Genomic DNA, 20,965 nt, shown 5'->3' with positions numbered 1-20,965 from the left:
CGAGAGGACGACGGTGGATCCGCAGGAGCGCAGGAGACAGATACTCGACAGATCTGCGGAGATCTTCGCTCGCAAGGGCGTCACCGCTACGACCATCCGCGAGATCGCCGATGCGGTCGGCGTCTACTCCGGAGCGCTCTACCACTACTTCCCGTCCAAGGAAGCGATCGTCACCGAGCTCATCCGCGAGTACATCACCGACCTCAACGAACGCTGCCGCGAGGTACTCAGGCGCAACCTGCCGCCCGTCGAGCGGCTCGAAGCGCTCACCCGGATAGCGCTGGAGACCTCCGAGGACTACCACGGGGCGACATCCATCTGGCGGCGCGAAGGCGAATACATGCGCGAACGCGTCGTCGAAGCCGACATGGTCGCCTCCGCGGACGCCATGCAGGTCGCCTGGCGCGACACCATCCGGGAAGGCACCGAAGACGGCCTCTTCCGCACCGACATCGACCCCGAGACGTTCCGGGAACTTCTCTACGACGCGGTCTGGCATGCCTCCCGCTGGTACCGGCCGGGACCGAACCGCACCCTGGCCGATCTCGCCCGCGCCATCGTGTCGCTGGCCGTCGACGGATTCCGCCGCCGAGAGGCCTGATCCGTCCCGCCGCAGGCGACGGGACGGATCATCGGATCACTCCGCAGAACCGGCGAGATTCTCCTCGACCTCCTGCTGCCACGACTCGAGCGCACGAGAGGTGTCCACCTCGAATTCGAAACGCTGCGTCATGTCCGGCGTGACGTCCTCGAGGTCGACGTAGAACTGGTTGTACCAGCGACGCAGCTGGTAGACCGGGCCGTCCTCCTCGGTGAGGAGCGGATTCTCGATGCGGGACTTGTGCTTCCAGATCTCGATGTCCTGGGCGAACTGCTCTTCGAGACCGTCGGTGAACATCGTCGCCATCTCGGCGGCCTGCTCCTCGGACATGCCCTCGATCTTCTTGACGATGGTGCCGAACTGCAGCACGAACGAATTGTTCGTCACCGGGTAATGGCAGTTGATCAGCTTCGACTCGATGGTCGTGCCCTCGGCGACCGTGTAGATCGTATCGAGCATGAAGGACGGGCCGTAGTAGAAGGCATCCGAAATAGTCTGCGCCTCCGGCAGATCCATCTGCACGCCGGTCTTGATGTCGTCACGGCCGTAGGAGCGCATGTGCTGGCCGGCGATGTGCCCGTCGAAGACGTTCTTGAAGTACTCGGGCATCTGGTAGTGCACGTAGAAGAAGTGCGCCATGTCGACGACGTTGTCGACGATCTCGCGGCAGTGCGAGCCCTCGACGTGGATGGTCGTCCACGTCCACTCGCTCCACTGCCCGTCCTCGTAGCCCTCGATCTCGGGGATCGCGAGTTCGGGAGTGGGCTCACTACCCTGCGGGCAGTGCCAGACGAAGAGAACGCCGTTGCGCTCCATCGTCGTCCACGCCTTGGTGCGGCCCAGCTTCGGCGTGCGGCGCGCGTACGGAACCGCTTCGCAACGGCCCTGGCCGTTCCAGCGCCAGTCGTGGAACGGGCACGCGATGGTGTCGCCCTTGATCTCCCCGCGCGCGAGATTGCCACCCATGTGCCGGCAGAAGGCGTCGAGCACGTGCAGCTTTCCTGCCGTGTCGGCGAAGACCACCAGGTCGGTGCCGAACACCTTGACCTGGTGCGGCTTTCCGTCACGGAAATTCTTGGCGAGGCCGATGCAATGCCATCCGCGCGCGAAGCGGGTGGGATTGGTACCGGGATCGATGTTGCGGATCTCGATCCGCTCCTGGGGGACGGTCATGGTTTCTCCTGCGCTGACGAGAAGTGAAGGGGCTGAAGAGTGGTGAAGACGAACGGCGGTCACCGGGCCGGGGTGGCCGCCTCCGTGGAAGCGAGAGGAGCGATGGCGGGGTCGACCCGGTGGCCGGTCCGGATCACACCGTCGGACACGGCCTCGTCCACCGTGCGGTCGAGTGCCTCGCACCGCATCACGTAAGCACCGGGACCGACCGCGGAGGCGGCCGCGATCTCACGGCACGACTGCCGGGCCTCGTCGGACCACTGGATGCTGGTATGAGCGGGGCTGTACTTCGCGACGAGCACGCGAGCGTCACAGGTGTGACAGGCGAGCGACTGCATTGTTGCCGGTTCCCTTCCTCGGATGAGCCGAGACTAGGAACCGCACTGTGTCCGGCGACACAGCTTTTCAGCCCAGCGGGACAATCGGCGTTCCACCGATCTCCCGGTCACCTTTCGCGCGGTGAAACGGGGCTCGCCCCGCGTGTTGCAGGGGCGAACCTCGTTTCGGCGCGTCGGCCCGGGGTCGGACGTGGAATGCGGATCACGTTCCGGCGCATCCGCTCAGCGGTGCGCATCCACGGTGCACTCGGTGAACGAGCGGGGTCGGATCCACCGAGGTTGCGGATACTGTCGGGCCATGACTTCCGAAGAGATCCTGCTCGTCGAGCAGCGCGACGCCGTCCGCATCCTCACCTTCAACCGGCCGCAGGCGCGGAACGCGCTGAGCTCGGCGCTCATCGACGCACTGCGCACCGAGGTCGCCGCAGCGGATACGGACGACGATACGAACGTCGTGATCCTCACCGGCACCGATCCGGCCTTCTGCGCCGGACTCGACCTGCAGGAACTCGGAGAGAGCGGCGGCAACCTCTCGCTGGTCTCGGGCGCCGGCCTCCCGGTCGGTCACCCGTGGACGCCGATCTCCAAGCCGATCATCGGCGCGGTGAACGGCGCTGCCATCACCGGCGGCCTCGAGATGGCGCTCGCGTGCGACTTCCTCATCGCGTCCGAGCGCGCCCGGTTCGCCGACACCCACGCGCGCGTCGGTGTCCTGCCGGGCTGGGGACTCACCCAGCGCCTGCCCGCAGCCGTGGGTCCGGGCTTCGCGCGTCGCATGAGCCTGTCCGGCAACTTCGTGAGTGCCGACGAGGCACTACGCGTCGGTCTGGTGACGCAGGTCGTCGCGCACGACGAACTCCTCGATACGGCACTGGAGGTCGCGCGGACGGTCGCCGGCAACGACCAGCCCGGTGTGCGGGCACTGCTCGCGTCGTATCGACGCGCGGAAGAGCACGTCGTCGAACCCGCTCTGCGCGTGGAGCAGCAGACGTCGGAGGCGTGGATGCAGGAGTTCTCCCCGTCGCTGGTCGCGGAGCGGCGAGCTTCCGTGATCGAACGAGGAAAGGCTCAAAACGCCCATAAGTGACGATATTTCGGGCGAATCGGACTTCAAGATCACAAAACAATCACAGCTGTTGATGCGGGGTAACAACAAATGGGACGGTTGCGACGTATGAGAAGGAAGTGAACGGAAACGTCTTCGGACACGTCCACTTCCGCACAGTCCCTCGTGGACATGCCAGTGTACGAACAACAATGGAGGTACTCATGCTGCTCGGATCCCTCGGTCTCACCCTCGTCGGCCTGCTCGCTGCCCTGGGCGTCATTCTCTGACAGCCGTAGATCGACTCCGCGCCCGCACTCTGTGCGGGCGCGGTTCGGTCATCGCCCGGATGAATCCGGATGCACCTCGGGAGCTCGGAAAACCGGTTTCTCGCGGCGCTTCTCGGACATTCGCTTCTCGAATTCTTCTTTCTCCCGTTCCGCCATCTCGGGGTCGACCTGCTCGCCCGAAGGCATAGGTCCGGGATCGCTGCCGGGCGCACCCGGACCCGGATCGGCCGCGTCGATCTCGTTCGAGCCGGTGTGCTTGATCGGGAGAAACGGTTCCATGCTTGCCATGGATACGGATTCCCGGCACCCATGCGCGCAAACGCCCACTCCGGCAGCGGAATGTTCTGCAGTCGCAGGTGACCGATGCGCGGCATCCCGTGGTCGAGCGAGTCGCAGACCCCGACCCTGCCCCACCGCGCAGAACCTTCCCGAGGGCACGAAAACGTAACGAAGTGAGTTCTCGACCGCCGGCAGGGTTTCACGGCGCAGCGGCGGGTACTCCTCCCTCAGCGTCCCGGTGCGGACGCAGTCCGGATTCCCGAACGACAGGAGGAACACATATGCACTTCGGATCTCTTGCGCTCCCCCTCGGCGGACTGCCCACAACACCGGACAGCATCCACTGAGCCAGCGCACGCCGCGTCCGAACGTGCGGACGCGGTCGTGTGTGCGATGAATTTTCCGGTCGGCGCGGGTCGGTATGGTCACCGAACTCGAAGGAGCCGACATGCCCGAACTCGTCACCCGCACGATCGACCTTCCCGGCGCGACCCTCGTCTACGACGTCCGCCCCGTCCCCGGCGGCGCCACGCCGCTGCTTCTCGCAGGATCCCCGATGGACGCGAGCGGCTTCGCAGGCCTCGCCTCCTGCTTCGACGACCGGACGGTGATCACCTACGACCCGCGCGGCACGGGTCGCGGTACGCGCACCGACACGTCGCTGCAGTCCACACCCGCCCTGCACGCCGACGACCTGCACCGGATCCTCGTCGAACTCGATCTCGGCCCCGTCGACGTCTTCGCCAGCAGCGGCGGGGCTGTCAACGCGCTCGAACTCGTCTCGCGGCATCCCGAGCAGGTGCGCACGCTGGTCGCCCACGAACCGCCGATCCTCGAACTGCTGCCCGATCGCGCCTCGGCCGAAGCGGTGCGCGACGACATCCACGACACCTATCAGCGCAGCGGCCTCGGACCGGCCATGGCGAAGTTCATCGCCCTGATCAGTTATGAGGGCGAGCTGACCTCCGACCATCTCGGTCGCCCGTCGCCGAACCCTTCCGACTTCGGGCTGCCCACCGAGGACGACGGGACCCGCGACGACGTACTGCTGAGCCAGAACTGGATGTCGTGCACGGGCTATCACCCGGATCTCGACGCTCTCGCGAGCGCGTCGACGCGCATCGTCGTCGCGAGTGGCCGCGAGTCGGCCCGTCAATTGTGCGGGCGGACCGCCGCAGCGCTCGCCGACCGGCTCGGCACCACCCCGACCCTGTTCCCCGGTGACCACGGTGGCTTCATGGGCGCCGAGCAGGGCATGCCCGGCGACCCGGAAGCGTTCGCCGCCGTGCTCCGCGACGTGCTGCAACCGAGCCGCGTGTAATCCGTCCGATCATCCGGGAGCTCACCATGACCACACCGCGATCCGGCCGCCCACCCGTGGTCGACCTCGCCACCTGGCAGGCCGCACGCGACGAGCTCCTGCTCCGGGAGAAGGCCCACACGAAAGAAGGCGACGCCATCGCCGCGGCTCGCCGCCGACTGCCGATGGTGGAGTTCGACGGCACGGTCGAGGTGGCAGGACCTGGCGGCCCGGTCCCCTTCCTCGACCTCTTCCAGGGCCGCAACGAACTCGTCGTCTACAAACACATGTGGTACGACGGTGCACCCCCGCAAGGACAGTGCGAGGGGTGCACCACCACGGCCTGGCATGTCCGCGACGCCGTCTACCTCGAGGCCCGCGGCGTCTCGCTCGCGTTCGTGACCACGGGTACCTGGGAGGAAGTGGCCGCGTTCGTCGAGTTCATGGGATACACCCAACCCTGGTATTCGGTGCGCGACATCGACGAACCCGTGGGCGGAGCGATGGGTTGTCTCACCTCCTATCTCCGGGACGGCGACCGGACCTTCCTCACCTACTCCACGACGGGTCGCGGCACCGAACGGGCCAACAGTTCCGTCGGCCTGCTCGACATGACCCCGTACGGGCGCGGCGAGAGGTGGGAGGACAAGCCCGAGGGCCGGCCGGAGGGAGACGACCCGTGCTGGTTCTGGCGTACGGACGCCGAGGGGCACGCGACATGGGGTGAGACGAGCCGCCCGGCGCCGCAATGGACCCGACCCGGCGCGACTCCCGTCGAGACCCTCGGGCGGCAGGGCGACTGGCACTGACCTCAGCGACTGCACCGACAACGACGAGCGCGCCTACCGTGGAAACGCAGTGTTTCCGACGAAGGAGATGTGCGTGGCGGATCGTCCCGAGTCCGAATGGAACGGCCGGGATCGGTATGTGAACTTCGGTGAGCGCAGCCCGTCGCGCTCGGTTACTTCGCTTCCGAAGAATGCAACCGCCACGGCACGCTCGTCACCATCACGCCGGGCTGGAACAACAGGCGACTCTTGAGCCTCAGCGCGCTCTGGTTGTGGAGCAGGTTCTCCCACCAGTGCCCCACGACGTATTCGGGGACGAAGACGGTGACCACATCGCGGGGTGAGTTGCCCCGTACCCGCCTGACGTACTCGAGCACCGGTCGTGTGATCTCCCGGTACGGCGACTCCAGCACCTTCAAGGGAATCGTGATGTCGCTGGACTCCCATTCGCGCACGAGATTCCGGGTGTCCTCCTCGTCGACGTCGACGGTGATCGCCTCGAGCGTGTCGGGATGGGTGGCCGAGGCGTACGCGAGCGCGCGACGCGTGGGGTGATGCAGCTTGGCTACGAGCACGATCGAATACGTGCGACTGGGCAACAGACCGTCCCAGTTGGCCGGGTCGAGTTCGACCGCCACGCGTCGGTAGTGGCGGTTGACGGCCCGCATCATCACGAACACGCTCACCATGGCGAGGATGGCAATCCACGCGCCGGCGAGGAATTTCGTGATGAGCACGATGATCAGGACGGTCCCCGTCATCGCGAGCCCGACACCGTTGATGACGCGCGAGCGTTGCATCCTCCGGCGGTGACGCGAGTCGGTCTCGGTGGCCAGCAGTCGCGTCCAGTGACGAACCATGCCGGTCTGGCTCAACGTGAAGGAGACGAACACACCGACGATGTAGAGCTGGATGAGATGCGTGACCTCGGCGTCGAACATCCATACCAGCACGATCGCTCCGAGGGCCAGGAAGACGATGCCGTTGCTGAACGCGAGCCGATCGCCTCTGGTGCGCAGCTGAGTCGGCAGGTGTTTGTCCTGCGCGAGCACCGACGCGAGAACCGGGAACCCGTTGAATGCCGTATTGGCGGCGAGGACGAGGATCAGCGCGGTGACGGCGGTGACGAGGTAGAAGCCGAGCGGGAAACCGGTGAAGACCGTTTCGGCGACCTGCGCGATCAGTGTCTTCTGGTGATATCCGGCCGGTGCTCCGCTCAACTGCGTGGCGGGATCTGCGGCGACGAGGACCCCCAGTCGCTCGGCGAGGACGATGATGCCCATCAGCAGCGTGATCGCGATGGCGCCCAGCATGAGCAGGGTGGTGGCGGCGTTGTGTGATTTCGGTTTCCGGAAGGCCGGTACCCCGTTGCTGATGGCCTCCACTCCGGTCAGGGCCGCGCATCCCGACGAGAAGGCGCGGGCGAGGAGGAAGGCGAAGGCCAGTCCGGCGAGGTGGGATTGTTCGGCGGCGAGTTCGTAGTGCGACGACTCGGCGCGTAGAGGGACATCGGACACGACGAGACGCACGAAACCCCAGACGAGCATCACCCCGACACAGAACATGAAGGCGTAGGTGGGCACGGCGAAAGCTGTTCCGGCTTCGCGCAGTCCGCGCAGGTTGACCGCGGTGAGGAGTGTGATCGCGGTGATGGCGAACAGCACTTTGTGGTGTTCGACGAAGGGGACGGCCGACCCGATGTTCTGGGCGGCCGACGAGATCGACACGGCGACCGTCAGCACGTAGTCGACGATCAGCGCGCTGCCCACCGTCAGGCCGGCCATCGCACCGAGGTTCTTCGTCGCCACTTCGTAGTCGCCGCCCCCGGACGGGTAGGCATGCACGTTCTGCCGGTAGCTCGCGACCACCACGACGAGAACGACGGCGACCGCGAGACCGATCCAACCGGAGAATGCGTAGGCGGACAGGCCCGCCACCGACAATACGAGGAAGATCTCCTCCGGCGCATAGGCGACGGACGACAGGGCGTCGGATGCGAAGACCGGCAGGGCTATCCGTTTCGGCAGCAGTGTGTGGCCGAGTGTGTCGCTGCGCAGCGGCCTTCCCAGCAGCACTCGCTTGGTGATGCTGTCACGGCCTTTGCGGATGGTTACGGCCACGACCACCGACTCCTGTCCGGCGCATACCCGCGCACGCAGAAGCGAACGGTACGCTTGTCTTACGACGCTCGCCAGGGGTGCGGATCGGGCGAATTTCACCCCGTCGATCACCCATTGGCGAGGTTGGCAGATGACACAATCGTCGATAACGTAAAGACGTTGTTGCTCCTCGCAACAAAGCGTGTCGGGTCTCCTCCCCTTTTGACTCGGCACGGACGGACCCCGTCGGCCCCTCCCCTCGTTGGCCGACGGGGTTCTCTCATCCTGTTCCCGCCCATGGCGGGTTCACCCACTTCCGTACCGAGCGGTCCGTTCACGCAATCTGCGGAGTTCCCGTGCAGCGGCAGCGGAGCTTGACTCACCGACAGTGCGCGCGGTCGACTGATTTCCTTCACCACGCTCACGATCCCGGAGACCCTGATGACCGATTCCATGCTCGAGCTCTACGTCCATGACGGATTGTCCGACGAGGAAATCGACCGGCAGAAGGCCACCTACGGCCCGCTCACCAAGGACGTGCGTGAGCTGATCCAGCTCGCACTGCAGACGCGCGCGGACGCCGACGACGTCGCGCGGGCACGCGAGCACCTCGCTGCCGCCCGCGAGATCCTCGGATGCGACCGGGAGGACGGCCCGTACGGCACCCGCTTCAACGACTCCGGCCGCTTCCGCAATTGGGGCAACGCCGCAATCGGTCTGCGCAACGCGATCGCGCCGATCGGCGAACTCCACGAGGACGCCGACGGCCGCGTATGGGCGGACATCCACCTCGGTCCGATCTACGAGGGACCGGCCGGGCACGTCCACGGCGGAGTCTCCGCATTGCTGCTCGACCAGATCCTCGGTGACGCCGCGCGCCTCTCGGGACACCCCGGGATGACGGGCACGCTCACCGTTCGTTACCGCAAACGCACTCCACTCGGCGCTGTGCACGTGGAGGCGAAACTCGACCGCGTCGAGGGGCGTAAGGCGTTCGTCGTCGGGCACGTCGCCGACGCCGAGGGAATCTGCGTGGAGGCGGAAGGCATCTTCATCGCCCCGGTGTGGATGGTCGAGCAGCGCGACTCGTTCGCGGAGACACCACGCCCGGAGTAGGGCGTCTCCCGACCGGCCACTCGCCCCGACGACGGTCACCCTGCAACTCCTGCCGTTGCGCTGATACTCCTGTTGCGAGAGTCACCACCTGCGACTCGGTATCCCCGGCTCCTCCGCCAGTACAGTGGATCGATATCCGGCTGGAGCGAGAGGAGTCGACCGTGCAGAATGCGGTGTTCTACTCGCTCGTCGCCATGTGCTCGCTGTTCGCCGCGTCGACCTGGTGCCTGTCGCGCCCGCATCTGCTGTCGAGCTCGGCTGCGCTCGTCGCCTCCGGACTCTGGGTACTGATGAACGCCCCCCTCGAGGGTCGCGTGCTGTACTCGGTGACGCCGAATCACGGATTGACCGAGGCAGACCTGCTCTCCGGAGTGGGTGTGTGCATCGCAGCCTGGGGATTCTGGACGTTGCGGAACCGTCGACGACGTCGGCGCGCGCCGCGACCGTCGTCGTACCGTGGGCATCCGGACGGGTCCCGCGCCATGCCCACCGCCGTCTTTCCGGCCAGGAGCGACGCCGAGACGGACTCGTTCCGCCGCAAAGCAGGATGAGCATCTCGGTTCGAGCCCGAGAAAATTTCTCAGGTCTCGTTTCAGTATCGACTCTGGACGACCGCCCAGGTCGTCACCTAAGCTCCAAGACGGCCACGGCGTAGGTGGCCGTGTCTCCCGAAAGTCCTCCCCGACACAGGAGATACAGCGCGAGGCCCCGCCGGCTCCTCCCCTCGAATCGCTGGCGGGGCCTTCCCCTGTCGGCCTCCCCGACGACAAGGGCAGATCGAAGGGTAGTCGGTGCCGGACACCGAGTTCGTCCTGTATTCGAACGAAACGTCCGGCGAGCCCTGTGACCCTCGTCTCTGCGGCGCCGATCACAGCATAGATCAATCTGCTCACCCGCGTGCATAGATCTCACTTCGGTTCCGTCCTCCGTTCGGTGTCGCGACCGGACGGCGTCCGGTCTCCTCCTCGCCGATACCCGCAACCTCCCGAACACACGAGCCCGCCCGCACCTGTTCGGCGCGGGCGGGCTCGGGGGCAACCGATCTACACCGGTTCCGGTTCCTTCGTCTCGTGCTGCGCGGCTTCCCGCTGGGCCGCTTCGAGCTTCAGCCGCTGCCCGAGCACCGACTTGCGCCGGCCGTAGGCGAAGTAGACCGCCACGCCGAGGACCATCCAGACGGTGAACCGGATCCACGTCTCGACCGAGAGGTTGAGCATGAGCCAGCCGCAGGCGAGCACCGCGAGGATCGGGACCAGCGGCACGAGCGGCACCCGGAATCCACGAGGCAGGTCGGGGCGGGTGCGACGGAGCACCATCACGCCGACGCACACGAGGACGAAGGCGAACAGCGTGCCGATGTTGACCATCTCCTCGAGCACACCCATCGGGAACACCGCGGCGAGGACGGCCACGACACCACCGACCATCAGGGTGATGCGCACGGGCACACCCTTGTGGTTCGTGACGGCGAGCTTGCGGGTGACCAGCCCGTCCCGGGACATCGCGAACAGCACGCGGGTCTGGCCGAGCATCATCACCATCACGACGGTGGTGAGGCCGGCGAGGCCGCCGATGTTGATGGCCATCTGCGCCCAGGTGATGCCGTGCGCCTCGAAGGCCGTGGCCAGCGTGGCACTGCCGTCACCGACCAGTTCGCTGCCGGTACGCAGATCGGTGTACTTCACCATGCCGGTGAGCACGAGCGTGACGCCGACGTAGAGGACCGTGACGATCGCCAGCGAACCGAAGATGCCGCGAGGCAATGCCTTCTGTGGGTTCTTCGTCTCCTCCGCGGTGGTGGCGACGACGTCGAAACCGATGAAGGCGAAGAAGACCAGGCTCGCCGCGGCGAGGAGTCCGTACCAGCCGTAGGTGCTGCCACCGGCGCCGGTGAGCGCCGAGAACAGCGACTGGTGCATGCCGGCCGCAGCGCTCTGCGATTCCTCGGCCGGCGGAACGTACGGCGAGTAGTTGGACTTGTCGATGTAGAAGATGCCGACGACGATGACGAGCAGGACCACCGCGACCTTGATGGCGGTGACGACGGCGGAGACCCGCGACGACACCTTGGTGCCGATCGCCAGGATGATCGTGATGGCGCCGACGATGAGCAGCGATCCCCAGTCCACCGTGATCGGCCCCAGGTCGATCGATGCGTCGCCGCCGAACATGCCCCCGAGGTACATCGACCATCCCTTGGCGACGACCGCGGAGGCCAGTGCGAATTCGAGGATCAGATCCCACCCGATGATCCAGGCGACGAATTCACCGAAGGTGGCGTAGGAGAAGGTGTAGGCGCTGCCGGCGACCGGTACGGCGGACGCGAACTCGGCGTAACACAGCGCAGCGAGGCCGCAGGCGATCGCGGCGAGGACGAACGCCAGCGAGATGGACGGTCCGGCGAGGTTGCCGGCGGTGCGGGCGGTGAGGGTGAAGATTCCGGCGCCGACCACGACGGCGACGCCGAACACGGTCAGATCCTTGGCGGTGAGTTCTCGTCGTAGCCGCGAACCGGGTTCATCGGTATCCGCGATCGACTGTTCGACGGATTTGGTCCGCCAGATGCCGACTCCGGGCATTGTGTGCTCCTCGGGGTGATTGCGGCGCCCGCCACGCCCGGTCCGGGCAGGGAAGGCATGTCGCTCACGTCGCGCGATGCATTACGTTGCAGCAGTGCGTGTTTGCATGAGCATTTGATTCAGCAATCATGGCACTGGCTGATGAAGTGTCAATATCTTTCTGCTCGGCTGAGCATTATGCTCGAGCAGTGACGCGCATCACAACAGAAAGGGTGTCATCGTGTTCAGTCTCGACCGGCTCGACGCAGCTCTCCTCGGAGAGCTCACTCGCAACCCCCGCGCAGGGATCGTCGACCTGTCGGCGAAACTCGGCGTCGCCCGTAACACCGTGCAGTCGCGGATCAAGAAACTCGAGGAGTCCGGTGCCGTCACCGGATACCGGCCGGTCGTCGACCTGCCGAAGCTGGGCGTACCGCTGCAGGCGTTCATCGGTGCCGAGCTCGTGCAGGCCCGCATGGGTCACGTGATCGCCCAGCTGGGGCGCTTTCCGGAGGTCCTGGAGGTACATGCGACGACGGGCCGGGAGGACCTCCTGATCCGGATGGCCGCGCAATCCCAGGAAGATCTGCTGCTGGTACTCGAACGCATCCACGCCATCGAGGGCGTCGCCCACACCACCACGACCCTCGCCCTCACCACGCCGATCCCGTACCGGACTCAGCCGCTCGTCGAACACATCACCCGCGACGCCGGACACGGCCGCTCGTCCTCGCCCGGCAACCCCTGACGGCACGACCGACACCGACAGCCCGGCCGACACCGACAGCACGGCCCGAAGACACGACAAGGGGAGGCACCGCGCGGCGCCTCCCCTTGTTCCCCTGTGCGGATCAGGCAGTATCGATGCGACGCTCGGCGATCCGATTCGCGGCGGCACCCGGCGTGACGCCGAGAGTGCCGGAGACGTCGAAGATCTCGGTGGTGCGGTCGAAGATCGACTCCACGCGTCCGCGGACGACCTCGGCGTCCGATCCGTCGACCTCACCGGCGACCTGGATCAGGCCGCCCGCGTTCGCGACATAGTCGGGCACCCAGACGATTCCGCGCTCGCCGAGGATGTTCTCCACCTCCGGCACGGCGAGCTGGTTGTTGGCCGCACCGCACACGAGCCGCGCGTCGAGGAGGGACGCCGTCGACGGGGTGAGCGTGCCGCCGAGCGCGCACGGCGCGTACACCTCGGCGGAGGAGGCGACGACACTGTCGGCGACCTGCGCCGGGAACTCGTCGAGCACCCGGGCGACGGCGGCGGGGTTGACGTCGGAGACGATCACCTCGGCCCCGTCGGCGACGAGCAGCTTCACGAGCTCGTATCCGACCTTCCCGAGCCCCTCGACGCCGACCGTGCGACCCGCGAGAGTCGTTTCGCCCCAGACGGTCCGGGCTCCCGCCCGCATGGCCTGGAAGACACCGAGGGCCGTGAGCGGTGAGCTGTCGCCGGATCCACCGGCCGCGACGGTGCGCCCCACCGCGTGGGCGGTGTGCCGGCCCACCACGTCGAGGTCCTCCGCGCGGGTTCCGACATCGGCGGCGGTGATGTAGCGACCACCGAGGGATTCGACGAATCGCCCGTAGGCGGCGAGCAGTTCGTCGTTCTTGTCCGTCTTCGGATCGCCGATGATGACGGCCTTGCCACCACCGAGATCCACACCCGACACCGCCGCCTTGTAGGTCATGCCCCACGACAGGCGCAGCACGTCCTCGAGGGCCGTGGCCTCGTCTGCGTACGGGTAGAAGCGGGTTCCACCGAGGGCCGGGCCGAGGGCCGTGGAATGGATCGCGACGATCGCTCGCAGTCCGGTTTCGGCGTCCTGATGGAAGACGACCTGCTCGTGCGGACGGTCGGTGAGGCGGCGGGATCGGCCGAAGACCCCCGAGGCGGGTCCGGTGTCGGGGTGGGCGGCAATCGAGGTGGTCACGCGTGTGTTCCTTTCCAGCAGAAGACTTGTACGAATCGGAAGTCGGTGTCGGCTCAGAACTCGGTGTCGACGCCGAGTTCGGCGAGACGGGTCCGGTACTGCTCCACGGAGCGGAGCTTGACGTCCTCGTAACCGCGCACCGTGTCGGGCAGTGCCGCGATCTCCACGGCGCGGTCGTAGGAATCGACGTCCAGGTCGGCGGCGAGCCGCCGGATGGTGGCGGTGTAGTGGGCGAGCAGGGCACGCTCGACGCGCCGGACGTGGGCGTAGCCGAAGGGATCGAGCTTGGTACCGCGCAGACCCTTGGCCTTGGCCAGGGCCTTCAGCGCGACATGCGATTTCGGTCCGAAGCCGACCTTCTTGTCCCGGCCGAGTGCACGCAGCACGGGCGGGTGCAGACGATAGGTGAGCTTGTGGCCGCCGGGGACCTGGCCCTGGACCTCGTCGAGGAAGACCGGGTCGACGAGCATCCGGGCGACCTCGTATTCGTCCTTGTAGGCGGTGAACTTGAAGAGCCCGCGGGCGACGGCCTCGCTGAACTCGGTGCGCTCGGTGACGCGCCGTTCCGCCTCCCACACCGACTGCACCTGCTCGATGTAGCGCGCGGCCAGGGCCTCGCTCTGGAAGTCGATCAGGGACGCGGCGCGGATCCGCACGAGCCGCTCCACCTCACCGGTGAAGGTGGTGCCGGCGAACAGATGCTCCGGCGCGACGGTGGCGGCACGCTCCGCGCGGGCCGGTTCGGTCGCGGCGGCGAAGGAGGCCGGATCGGCGACGGCCACCCGGCCCCAGCGGAAGGCGGCGAGGTTCGTCGCGACTGCGACTCCGTTGATCTCGATCGCTTCCTCGATCGCGGCGGCCGGGATCCGCAGTCCGCCGAGCTGGTGGGCGGCGCCCACGACGAGGAAGTTCGCGGCCGAGGTTTCGCCGAACAGTTCCTGCGCCGCGGCGAGCGCGTCGAACGCGACGGTCGTGCGGGTCGCGGTGTCGAGGCGGGCGAGCAGGTCCTGTTCGTCCGGGTGCCGGACCGAGCGGTCGTACACCATGTCGCCGGTGGGGACGCGACTCGTCGACGCGACCGCGACGGTCCGGGCGGGATCGGCGTACGCGAGGTTCTTCGGCTCGGTCGCGGTGAGCAGGTCGAGCGCGAGCAGAGCGGAGGCACCGCCCGGTCCGACCCGGTTGCCGGGTTCGAGGCCGTCGGCAGCGAACCGCAGGTGGGAGACCACCGGACCGGCCTTCTGGCTCATGCCGATCTGGTCGAGCGACTCCACCTCGAAGCCGGCGCGCAGCGCGGCCGTCGCGAGTACCTGGTTGACGGTGACGATGCCGGTGCCGCCGATGCCCGCGAGGAAGACGTTGCTCGTCCCGGTGGGGGTGTCGACGGCGGCGTCCGGAACCCGCGGTGGGGTCGGCGCCGTGCGGCGCTCGGGCTTGCCGGGCGAGGTCTCGACTGTCACGAACGACGGGCAGTCGCCGTCGAGGCACGAGTAGTCGGTGTTGCAGGAGGTCTGGTCGATGCGGGTCTTGGAACCGAACTCGGTGTCCACCGGCTGCACCGACAGGCAGTTGCTCTTGACGCCGCAGTCGCCGCAGCCCTCGCACACCGCTTCGTTGATGACGACGCGGGTGGTGCGGGCGGGCAGGGTGCCGCGTTTGCGCTGGCGGCGGGCGTCGGCGGCGCAGTGCTGGTCGTAGATGAGCACGGTGACGCCCTCGATCTCGCGCAGCAGCTTCTGTGCCTCGTCGAGCCGGTCGCGGTGCCAGACCTCTGTTCCGCGGGCGAGGGTGCGCTTGCGCAGACGCTTCGGCTCGTCGGAGCAGACGATGATCTTGCGGACGCCCTCGGTGGTGAGCTTGTGGGTCAGCGCCGGGATCTTCAGGGCGCCTTCGGCGTCCTGTGCGCCGGTCATCGCGACGACGTCGTTGTAGAGCAGCTTGAAGGTGATGTTCACCCCGGCGGCGACGCATGCCTGCACGGCGAGCTGGCCGGAGTGGAAATACGTTCCGTCGCCGAGGTTCTGGAACATGTGACCGATGTCGGTGAACGGTGCCTGGCCGATCCACTGCGCACCTTCGCCACCCATCTGGGTCAGGCCGGTGACAGCGCTGTCCTTGCGGCCGGACAGGGTGACCAGGGTGTGGCAGCCGATGCCCCCACCGCCGATCGACCCCTCGGGAAGGGCGGTGGAGCGGTTGTGCGGGCAGCCGCTGCAGAAGTACGGGGTGCGCGCGGTCGACAGCACCTCGAGCGACAGCTGCGGCAGGGGTGCGGGACCGAGTTCGACGTGGCCGCGCAGCACGCGGCGCAGCGGGCCGCGCAGACGACCGGCGGTGAGCTCACCGTCGACGGGCACGAGCGGCCGGCCGTCGGCATCCTTCTTGCCGACGATCCGCGGGGCGCCGGCGGTGCCGTAGAGGATCTCGCGGATCTGGGTCTCGACGAAGGCGGTCTTGTCCTCGACCACGATGAGTTCGTCCAGGCCGCGGGCGAATTCGCGGACGATCTCGGGTCCGATCGGGTACGGCATGCCGATGCGCAGCAGACGGATGCCGGCGCGGTGCAGCGCGGCGTCGTCGACGCCGAGGTCGAGCAGGGCTTGACGCAGGGCGTCGAAGGCGGTGCCGGTGGCGACGAGGCCGACGCGGGCCTGCGGCGGGTCGACCTCGATCACGTCGAGGCCGTTGAGACGGCCGTACTCCTGCACGATCTTCCACCGCGGGCCGTAGAGGTCGGCCTCGGCGATGACGCTGTCGCCGGGTGCGGCCATGGGGCGCTGCTTGTAGACGAAGGGCTTTCCTTCCCATTCGATCGCGGGAACCGTGATGGGCAGATCGGAGATGGAGCCGTCGACGGACCACGCGCCGTCGGCGACGTCCGCGACGATCTTGAGGGCGACGAGACATCCCGAGGCGCGCGAGAGCGCGACGCCGTGCAGGCCCATCGTGACGATCTCGGCGGCGTTGCGCGGGAACAGCACCGGGATGCCCAGCGCGGCGAGGGACCGCTCGCTGACGGCGGGGACGGTCGACGACTTCGACGCCGGGTCGTCGCCCACCATGAGCAGCACGCCACCGTTCGGGTTCACCCCGTACATGTTGGCGTGGCGCAGGGCATCGGTGGCGCGGTCGAGTCCGGGGCCCTTGCCGTACCAGACGCCGACGACACCGTCGTGGGTCGGTGTGCCGGCGCCGAGCTGCCCCTGGCTTCCCCACACGGAGGTGGCGGCGAGTTCTTCGTTGAATCCGGGCACGAAGGTGATGTCGTGCTCGGCGAGGACCTTCGGCATGCCGTGGAGCATCTTGTCGAGACCGCCGAGGGGGCTGCCCTGGTATCCGGAGACGAAGGTCGCCACCCGGCGGCCCTCCCGCATGGCACGCACCTGTTGTTCGACGAACAGCCGGGCGATCGCCTGGACACCGGTGAGCAGCACGGTGCCGGACCCCGAGCGGTATCGGTCGTCGAGGTCGTACGGGACTCGTTCGCTCTCGCGGATCACGGTCTCGGTCATTGCGTACCACCGTCCTTCGTCGCGGCGTCCGATTGTGTCTGCGCCGCTTCGATCGCGTCATTTGGTACAGCAATAGTCGATTGGGCTAGGCGAACTCGTCAACAGAAGATTTCTCAGTGCTTCATTTCGATCAGATGTGACCCACGGCACACGCGATGAATGCGCACGGTGCTCAGTTCCGGACCTCCTGGCGCATCGCCCCCTGTTCGGTAGAGGCGGACGCCACGGCCTTCACCGCTGCGCAATACGGGGTTGCAGCGTTCGAGCGAGGGGTATTGCCCTCGGTAGCCGGAAGCGGCGTCCGGACGCCGCACCCGGCCAGGTGCTGCCGGTTCAGAATCGCAGCCGGCAGCACCGCACGGGGCTACTGCGCCGAACCGGTCAGCGTGAACGGTCCATCAGACCGGTTCCCATCGCGGCCGTGGCCACGCCCAGGACGAATACGATCACACCCACGATGACGTGGGACCAGATCATGGAGGTCGTGGTATCGACACCGCTGACCAGCCACGGCGAAACGACCAGCCACAGACCGAGCAGAGGCGCGATGAACGCCAGGCCGTGGGTGCGGCCGTAGGCCGAACCGAGTGCCATGGCGAGCAGTGCGACCGCGAGCCCGCAGATCAGATTGGTGGTGGCGAGTGCCGTCTGATCGGCGAATCCGATGATCCACGCGGATGCCGCCGCATACAGCCCGGCGACCATCATCAATCCGTCGGTGACCTGGACTGTGGGCTGTTCGCCCATCCGGTCGTAGTGTTCGCGCATCTCGACGATGTCGGGATGGGTGTGTATTGCAGAGTGAGCCGATGATGTCGACATTGTCCTCATCTCCTCGTGAGTGAGAAGTCCGAGGGGCCCTCCTGGGTCCGACACCATTATCGTCGTCCCGGACAGGATTCTGCCGTAGGGTAGAAAGTCCCGACTTGGTGATCTCGGGCGTATCCGAGCAGTATCGATCTCCGAACTCTCAGGGGACGAGGACGGCAGCGCCTCGTACGCGGTCGCCTGCGAGATCCTTCAGTGCACGGTCGGCGTCGGGGAGCCCGTACCGCATCGTCGCGACCCTGATTCGGTGTTTCCCGGCGAAGCCGAGGAACTCCCGGGAGTCCTCGCGGGTGTTGGCCGTGACCGACCGGATCTCGCGTTCCTGGAAAAGGTGCCTTCGATAGTTCAATTGCGGGATGTCGGTGAGATGGATACCGGCGATCGAGAGGACGCCGCCGCGGTCGAGCGCCTCCAGCGCGGGCAGCACGAGGTCTCCGACGGGCGCGAAGAGGATGGCGGCGTCGAGAGGCGCCGGTGGCGCGTCCGCAGCACCCTGCACGGACGCGGCCCCGAGCTCGCGGGCGAGGGTCCTCGCGTCCTCGCTCCGCGTCATGACGTGGACCTCGGCACCTCTCGCCATGGCGACCTGCGCGGCGATATGCGCGCTGCCGCCGAAGCCGTAGATGCCGAGCCTGCCCCCGTCCGGGACGGATGCGCGCTTCAGAGCGCGGTAGCCGATGATGCCGGCGCAGAGCAGCGGAGCGAGTTCGACGTCGTCGTATCCGCCGGGGAGCGGTAGCGCGAACGCCGCCGGCACGGCGACGAACTCGGCATATCCACCGTCGTCGTCCCAACCGGTGTATCTCGAATTCGGGCAGAGGTTCTCGTCGCCCCGTCGGCAGTAACGGCACCGCCCGCATGTCGACCGCAACCATGCCACCCCGACGCGGTCGCCGGGGGCGAACCCCTCCACCGCCTCGCCCACCCGATGGACGACCCCGACGACCTCGTGCCCGGGGACGACCCCCGCCCGGTGGACGGGGAGATCACCTTCGGCGACGTGCAGGTCGGTGCGGCATACACCGCACGCCAGCACGCGCACCAGCAGATCGTTCGCGCCCGCTTCCGGAAGCGGGACGGATTCGAAGCTCATCGGGTGACCGGCGACGGGGCCGGGCTCGGTCACTCGCCACGCTCTCATCGATCGGGGTTCGTCCACGGCTCCCGCCTCCCCTGCGTTTCGCCGATATCCCTGTGTTTGCCGGTATCGGCACCGGTGAACCCCTTCATACATGAGCAGCACAGAAGGTTCCGCCGATTCGTACGATCCGGCCCAGGATCCCGATGCCGATCCCGACAACCTCCTCTCGAAGGCCCCGCGGCAGCCGGACCAGGCGGAAGGCGAGGACGAGCCGGCCGAGACCGGCGATACCGAACAATCCTGACCATTCGAAGGAGACCGCGATGAACGAACCCGCTCACGAGAACACGGATGTCGTCACCATCCTCACCGACGACCATCGAGAAATGCTCGAACTTCTGGGGCGAGCAGAGACCACTCTCGATGCGGACGAGCGCCGGGATCTCACCGACGCCGCGATCGCCGAGGTGATGAGACACTCGGTCGCCGAGGAGATGTTCGTCTATCCGGAAATGGAGAAACACCTACCCGGGGGGACGGAAGCCGTCGAACACGACAAGCAGGAGCACGACGAGATCGTGCAGGTGATGAAGCAACTCGAGGGTGCAGATGCGTCGAGTGCCGACTTCACGTCTCTGGTGAAGAAACTCGAGGATCTGTTACGCCACCACGCGAACAATGAAGAGTCCGAGCAGTTTCCGGCACTGAGGGCACACCTCGGGCACGACACGCTCGTGGAGGTGGGCGCCAAGGTACAGGCCGCCAAGAAGCTGGCGCCGACCCGACCGCATCCGTCCGCGCCTCATTCCGAACTGTTCCACAAGACGGTAGGCCCGGGGATCGGCATGGTGGACCGTCTTCGTGATGCCCTGACGGGACGTCGCACCGACTGACAGCCGATCGGATCGCCGCCGTCCTCATGCCGGGTCCGGTTCCTCCGGCGCGCCGTCCTGGGCGCGCCTGCGGGTGAAGAAGGAGACCCGGCCGTTCGTCTCGAGCACTGCGAGTTCGATGTCGGAAAACCGGCGGATCCCTTCCTGCCGCGCTGCGGCCAGAAGGTCGTCGAGGGACAGGCGTTCCCGCTTCAGGTTCTGCATGTCCGGTTCGCCGTCCTCGACGATCACGACCGGGACACCATGGGTGATCCCGCGCATCCTGGGGTACCGGGCGTTGATCGTCGCCAGACCCAAGGTCAGGACGGCGAAGACGCCGATGGTGAGGACCGCGGTCGTCACGGACACGTCGTCCTGGGTGATCCCCTGCTGTACGAGATCACCCATGGCCACGAAGAGCACGAGCTGGAATGTACTCAGTTCGCCGACGGTGGAACGACCGACGAGACGGGTGATTCCCCACAGGAACAGGAACAGGACGAGCGCGCGGATCACGATCTCCATCAGGGCACCAACCAGGTATCGAAATAAATTGTCACTGCCGAGTTCTCACCGTCCATCACCGAGACGGAGCCCGATTCGCCCCACTGCTTCCCGGCGCGGATCCGCACGTCGAGCGCAAAAGTGAACTCGTCACCCGGAGGCGGATCGAAGGTCAGATGCACCAATCCGTTGCCCGCGGTCTCGGACGCCGGTTCGGGCAGGCGGCCCCGCATCTCTAGGATCTCGAAATACGACGTGTCGATCGCGAGGACGATCTCCCCTTCGAACCCCCCGTCGCGATGCAACTTCACGGACCACGGAACATCGAGCCCGGGACGCGCGATCCGCGGGTAGGTCACTTCGAGGCCGTAGCCACCACCCTCGGCGGACGCGGTGGAACTGCGCACACCGAGCAGCCCGACACCGCCGGCCACCAGGACCACGGTGAGCAGAACTGCCGCAGCTGTGCGCAACCGTCCTACAGCTCTGCTGCGGGCTACCGCCCCGACATCTGCGAATGTCGAATCCGACCAACCTTCCATACCTCCACGTTGGCACAAAACGGAACGAGTACGGGGAGATACCGGATCGTGTTTGGAGCGCCCCGAGATGGGTAGCCGCTTCGTAGCCCACGGGCTTCCCGA

Annotated in this window: 20 protein-coding genes; 9 read left to right on the top strand and 11 right to left on the bottom strand. The window is 66.9% G+C overall.

Going from position 1 to position 20,965, the window contains the following annotated elements; translation table 11 throughout:
• Window positions 1-13: 13 nt before the first annotated feature.
• Window positions 14-601: a TetR/AcrR family transcriptional regulator gene (locus tag A8G18_RS08820; RefSeq protein WP_064063565.1), complete on the top strand. Its 588-nt coding sequence runs from the start codon at window positions 14-16 to the stop codon at window positions 599-601.
• A gap of 36 nt (window positions 602-637) precedes the next feature.
• On the opposite strand, the gene A8G18_RS08815 is transcribed toward A8G18_RS08820, so the two are convergent.
• Window positions 638-1,774, bottom strand: coding sequence for a 3-ketosteroid-9-alpha-monooxygenase, oxygenase component (locus A8G18_RS08815; protein WP_064063564.1), 1,137 nt, complete (start codon window positions 1,772-1,774; stop codon window positions 638-640).
• Between the two features lie 59 nt (window positions 1,775-1,833).
• Window positions 1,834-2,112, bottom strand: coding sequence for a hypothetical protein (locus A8G18_RS08810; RefSeq protein ID WP_016933467.1), 279 nt, complete (start codon window positions 2,110-2,112; stop codon window positions 1,834-1,836).
• Window positions 2,113-2,410: 298 nt separating this feature from the next.
• On the opposite strand from A8G18_RS08810, the gene A8G18_RS08805 reads away from it, so the two are divergent.
• The gene (locus tag A8G18_RS08805; protein WP_016934603.1) at window positions 2,411-3,199 is read left to right on the top strand and encodes an enoyl-CoA hydratase; all 789 of its coding nucleotides are present in this window, start codon (window positions 2,411-2,413) and stop codon (window positions 3,197-3,199) included.
• Window positions 3,200-3,495: 296 nt separating this feature from the next.
• Here the strand turns inward: A8G18_RS08805 and A8G18_RS08800 are convergent, their stop codons facing one another.
• A complete protein-coding gene (locus A8G18_RS08800) occupies window positions 3,496-3,774 on the bottom strand; it encodes a hypothetical protein (protein ID WP_245207811.1) in 279 nt (92 codons plus the stop codon).
• Window positions 3,775-4,174: 400 nt separating this feature from the next.
• Between A8G18_RS08800 and A8G18_RS08795 the strand changes: the two genes are divergently transcribed.
• A complete protein-coding gene (locus tag A8G18_RS08795; RefSeq protein ID WP_064063582.1) occupies window positions 4,175-5,047 on the top strand; it encodes an alpha/beta fold hydrolase in 873 nt (290 codons plus the stop codon).
• 26 nt (window positions 5,048-5,073) lie between these two features.
• Complete coding sequence (locus A8G18_RS08790; protein WP_064063562.1) at window positions 5,074-5,835, top strand: DUF899 family protein; 762 nt, start codon at window positions 5,074-5,076, stop codon at window positions 5,833-5,835.
• Between the two features lie 152 nt (window positions 5,836-5,987).
• Here A8G18_RS08790 and A8G18_RS08785 read toward each other — a convergent pair whose 3' ends face one another.
• On the bottom strand, window positions 5,988-7,934 hold the full coding sequence (locus A8G18_RS08785; RefSeq protein ID WP_084421624.1) for an APC family permease: 1,947 nt from the start codon (window positions 7,932-7,934) through the stop codon (window positions 5,988-5,990).
• A gap of 420 nt (window positions 7,935-8,354) precedes the next feature.
• Between A8G18_RS08785 and A8G18_RS08780 the strand changes: the two genes are divergently transcribed.
• Both A8G18_RS08780 and A8G18_RS08775 read left to right on the top strand, forming a co-directional pair.
• Window positions 8,355-9,029: a PaaI family thioesterase gene (locus tag A8G18_RS08780; RefSeq protein ID WP_064063561.1), complete on the top strand. Its 675-nt coding sequence runs from the start codon at window positions 8,355-8,357 to the stop codon at window positions 9,027-9,029.
• Between the two features lie 161 nt (window positions 9,030-9,190).
• Window positions 9,191-9,580: a hypothetical protein gene (locus A8G18_RS08775; protein ID WP_064063560.1), complete on the top strand. Its 390-nt coding sequence runs from the start codon at window positions 9,191-9,193 to the stop codon at window positions 9,578-9,580.
• A 492-nt stretch (window positions 9,581-10,072) separates the two neighbouring features.
• Here A8G18_RS08775 and A8G18_RS08770 read toward each other — a convergent pair whose 3' ends face one another.
• Window positions 10,073-11,608, bottom strand: a complete 1,536-nt coding sequence (locus A8G18_RS08770) for an amino acid permease (RefSeq protein WP_064063559.1) — start codon at window positions 11,606-11,608, stop codon at window positions 10,073-10,075.
• Between the two features lie 220 nt (window positions 11,609-11,828).
• Here A8G18_RS08770 and A8G18_RS08765 point away from each other — a divergent pair, with 220 nt between their 5' ends.
• Window positions 11,829-12,335, top strand: a complete 507-nt coding sequence (locus tag A8G18_RS08765) for an Lrp/AsnC family transcriptional regulator (protein WP_016933667.1) — start codon at window positions 11,829-11,831, stop codon at window positions 12,333-12,335.
• Between the two features lie 103 nt (window positions 12,336-12,438).
• Here the strand turns inward: A8G18_RS08765 and A8G18_RS08760 are convergent, their stop codons facing one another.
• The 4 genes from A8G18_RS08760 to A8G18_RS08745 all read right to left on the bottom strand — a co-directional run bounded on the left by A8G18_RS08760 (window position 12,439) and on the right by A8G18_RS08745 (window position 19,005).
• Window positions 12,439-13,524: a Glu/Leu/Phe/Val family dehydrogenase gene (locus A8G18_RS08760; protein ID WP_064063558.1), complete on the bottom strand. Its 1,086-nt coding sequence runs from the start codon at window positions 13,522-13,524 to the stop codon at window positions 12,439-12,441.
• A gap of 53 nt (window positions 13,525-13,577) precedes the next feature.
• Window positions 13,578-17,036: an indolepyruvate ferredoxin oxidoreductase family protein gene (locus A8G18_RS08755; protein WP_064063557.1), complete on the bottom strand. Its 3,459-nt coding sequence runs from the start codon at window positions 17,034-17,036 to the stop codon at window positions 13,578-13,580.
• Between the two features lie 381 nt (window positions 17,037-17,417).
• Window positions 17,418-17,858, bottom strand: coding sequence for an SPW repeat protein (locus tag A8G18_RS08750; RefSeq protein ID WP_245207810.1), 441 nt, complete (start codon window positions 17,856-17,858; stop codon window positions 17,418-17,420).
• A gap of 148 nt (window positions 17,859-18,006) precedes the next feature.
• A complete protein-coding gene (locus A8G18_RS08745) occupies window positions 18,007-19,005 on the bottom strand; it encodes a zinc-binding alcohol dehydrogenase family protein (RefSeq protein WP_026002793.1) in 999 nt (332 codons plus the stop codon).
• A gap of 91 nt (window positions 19,006-19,096) precedes the next feature.
• Here A8G18_RS08745 and A8G18_RS23025 point away from each other — a divergent pair, with 91 nt between their 5' ends.
• Together A8G18_RS23025 and A8G18_RS08740 are read left to right on the top strand one after the other, a co-directional pair.
• Window positions 19,097-19,249 carry a hypothetical protein gene (locus A8G18_RS23025; RefSeq protein ID WP_167352079.1) on the top strand — a complete coding sequence of 51 codons (153 nt, stop codon included), beginning with the start codon at window positions 19,097-19,099 and terminating at the stop codon, window positions 19,247-19,249.
• Window positions 19,250-19,268: 19 nt separating this feature from the next.
• Window positions 19,269-19,838, top strand: coding sequence for a hemerythrin domain-containing protein (locus A8G18_RS08740; RefSeq protein WP_064063556.1), 570 nt, complete (start codon window positions 19,269-19,271; stop codon window positions 19,836-19,838).
• Between the two features lie 24 nt (window positions 19,839-19,862).
• Here the strand turns inward: A8G18_RS08740 and A8G18_RS08735 are convergent, their stop codons facing one another.
• On the bottom strand, window positions 19,863-20,342 hold the full coding sequence (locus tag A8G18_RS08735) for a DUF421 domain-containing protein (RefSeq protein WP_016931901.1): 480 nt from the start codon (window positions 20,340-20,342) through the stop codon (window positions 19,863-19,865).
• Window positions 20,342-20,794, bottom strand: a complete 453-nt coding sequence (locus tag A8G18_RS08730; protein WP_232284655.1) for a hypothetical protein — start codon at window positions 20,792-20,794, stop codon at window positions 20,342-20,344. Before A8G18_RS08730 ends, A8G18_RS08735 begins: the two co-directional genes overlap by 1 nt.
• Between the last annotated feature and the right edge of the window lie 171 nt (window positions 20,795-20,965).

This window comes from Rhodococcus gordoniae, assembly GCF_001646655.1.
In the GTDB taxonomy this organism is placed as follows: Bacteria; Actinomycetota; Actinomycetes; order Mycobacteriales; family Mycobacteriaceae; genus Rhodococcus; species Rhodococcus gordoniae.
The sequence above is the reverse complement of the archived record's forward strand: the minus strand, read 5'-3'. Positions and strand labels throughout refer to the sequence as shown.